Below are 2,400 nucleotides of genomic sequence, written 5' to 3'. Positions count from 1 at the left end.
TCTATCTTATTTTCATAATTTGAAGTAGATTAAGGGCTGTCGAGTCCATTAGATTTTCAAATTCAATCTTTTTCGGGGATTAACGTCGCTCCAGTCCTTTAGCTGGGAAAGATGAATCTGAAGTTGATTTAGCACCCATTTCCTTACTCAACAGCTGTATGTTGATTGGTCAGTCGTAGTTTAAAAACCTCCTAGATGACTTCTCATTCTATAAACATCCTCCTCCAGAGTCGAGTGATACATTCTCTCCAGCACTGTAGATACTATGACAAGAATTGTCATGGATTCGATGTAACATTAAAACTGAGCAAACGATGCGAATGATGCTGCCATTTTTTCTGACGAAAACTCTAAGCTTATGCTTACGCTGCCAGTTTTTCTGACGAAAAACTCTAAGCTCATGCTTACGCTGCCAGTTTTTCTGGCGAAAACTCTAAGCTCGTGCTTACGATGCCAGTTTTTCTGACGAAAATCTCTAAGCTCATGCTGCCACAAAAAACTCTAAGGAGGCACAACGATGAAAACAAAAAACCTGCAAGGTCAAGTTGCTTTGGTTACCGGTTCCAGTCGAGGCGGCGGCCGAGGCATTGCTTTAGCACTTGGCGAGGCTGGGGCTACTGTTTATGTGACAGGACGCAGTACCAGAGTGAAATCCACGAGAACAGATCTCACGGGTACGATTGAAGATACCGCTGAAGCCGTTACGCAGCGCGGTGGTTTAGGAATCGCAGTTCGTTGTGACCATACCATTGACGCAGATGTCAAAGCTTTATACGATCGCATTAAACAAGAACAAGGAACACTCGATATTGTGGTCAATAATGCCTGGGGTGGTTACGAGAATTATTATGATGTCGATTTTTCTGTTCCCTTTTGGGAGCAGCCGATGACGCGCTGGGACAAAATGTTCGAGGCAGGACTGCGGTCTCAGATGGTTTCAAGCCGGTATGCAATGTCTACCTTTTTTCTCGAACAAAATCACGGACTTCTGATAAACACAGGCGTCTACTCTGACCTTGGCGGCGACTACCCGATCAATGTTTTTTATGACACGGTGAAACGAGCGGTTGCGAATATGACTCGCGCTATGTCTCAAAATTTGAAAGCAAACCTAATCAATGTAACCACGCTTACTTTAGCACCTGGCTGGATGCGTACGGAAGCCGTTTATAAGCATTATGACTTAGAGCCAGGTGATCCTGATTTCATGAAAGTCGAAGCACTTCAACCGACGGAATCAGTTGAATATATCGGTCGTGCAGTTGTCGCTTTGGCATCCGATCCTCAAGTAAGTCAAAAGGCAGGTCAGCTTCTCGAGGTAGGTTCCTTAGCCGAACAGTATGGCTTCACGGATATCGATGGCAGACGGATGCCGCCGTTCCGGGTTTAGGAATTCGCTTATTTCATAAACCATTTTTGAATATAATTCGGCGGTTGGATGCGGCAATTGTGAAAAGCTGCAATTTTCCAATCGCCTTTTTCTTTCACAATCACATTCGTATTGATGGAATCTCTGTTTTTGGGCGCTTTTTTCTGCCATTTGAGTTTAACAGCTCCAACACAATGAGCAACAGCCATATCAGGAGTTAGAAATCGGATCTGAATGGAACCGCCATTCATCATGGACGAGCCTCTCAACACACCATCAAACAGCTTCTGATGAATATCCGAAATGTCTTGTCGCCCCTTTATATGCTGACCGTTGAAAGTCACATAATCCGCATCTTCTGTAAAACATAAGCCGAACGCCTGCCCATTATGCTCATTCCAAGCTTTACCAAGCGACTCGAAAATGGCGAGTATCGCTTTCGTGTCTTTTTCGTTCACATCCACCATATCAACCTCAACCTCTCTTAAGCGTAATTTTCGCAGTTAGCCGAAACTTTGGCATGCGAAGGGAACGTTATTTCATGTTTCGTTTTCCGACAAAGCACTTCTGCGGGAATGCAATCCGTTTTTAGTCTCGATTTACCGGATTATGGCGCTTTCAGGGACGTCAATCCATTTTTGATTCGATTTCACCGGATTATGAAGCTTTCGTGGCAGATCAACCTGGTTTTGATTCGATTTCACCGGATTATGACGCTTTCGTGGTACATCAACCTGGTTTTGATTCGATTTACCGGATTATGGCGCTTTCGCGGAACGTCATTCCGCTATTTGTTTCGTTTTGCCCGAATTCGTCATCCTCGAGGAACGTCATTCCGCTATTCTTTAAAAACTGAAGTATTTTCACTCCGTTCGGCTAAATAACGACTCGTAGTTCCCTCTGGCGTGAAAAACGAGAATTATCAAGAAATAGTTATAATGAACGAAACCGACTGCCACTTTGCGTAACGTAGATTAATTTTGTGAAGAATGGATGTATCAAGAAAACAACCCAATCTTTCAAAATCAGAG

Annotated in this window: 2 protein-coding genes; one reads left to right on the top strand and one right to left on the bottom strand. The window is 43.8% G+C overall.

Annotated elements, in window-relative coordinates:
• The first annotated feature begins 517 nt into the window (after nucleotides 1–517).
• Nucleotides 518–1,390, top strand: coding sequence for an SDR family NAD(P)-dependent oxidoreductase (locus ASG93_RS26175; protein WP_056836771.1), 873 nt, complete (start codon nucleotides 518–520; stop codon nucleotides 1,388–1,390).
• Nucleotides 1,391–1,398: 8 nt separating this feature from the next.
• Here the strand turns inward: ASG93_RS26175 and ASG93_RS26170 are convergent, their stop codons facing one another.
• Nucleotides 1,399–1,836 carry an SgcJ/EcaC family oxidoreductase gene (locus ASG93_RS26170; RefSeq protein ID WP_200984530.1) on the bottom strand — a complete coding sequence of 146 codons (438 nt, stop codon included), beginning with the start codon at nucleotides 1,834–1,836 and terminating at the stop codon, nucleotides 1,399–1,401.
• Between the last annotated feature and the right edge of the window lie 564 nt (nucleotides 1,837–2,400).

This window comes from Paenibacillus sp. Soil787, assembly GCF_001429545.1.
Lineage (GTDB): Bacteria > Bacillota > Bacilli > Paenibacillales > NBRC-103111 > Paenibacillus_E.
Note: the sequence above shows the minus strand (reverse complement) of the source record. Positions and strands in the feature narration are given on the sequence as shown.

Bases quoted from the DNA above. Each gene is read 5' to 3' on its own strand.
- ASG93_RS26175 (WP_056836771.1), top strand. From the start codon at position 518: ATGAAAACAAAAAACCTGCAAGGTCAAGTTGCTTTGGTTACCGGTTCC.
- ASG93_RS26170 (WP_200984530.1), bottom strand. From the start codon at position 1,836: ATGGTGGATGTGAACGAAAAAGACACGAAAGCGATACTCGCCATTTTC.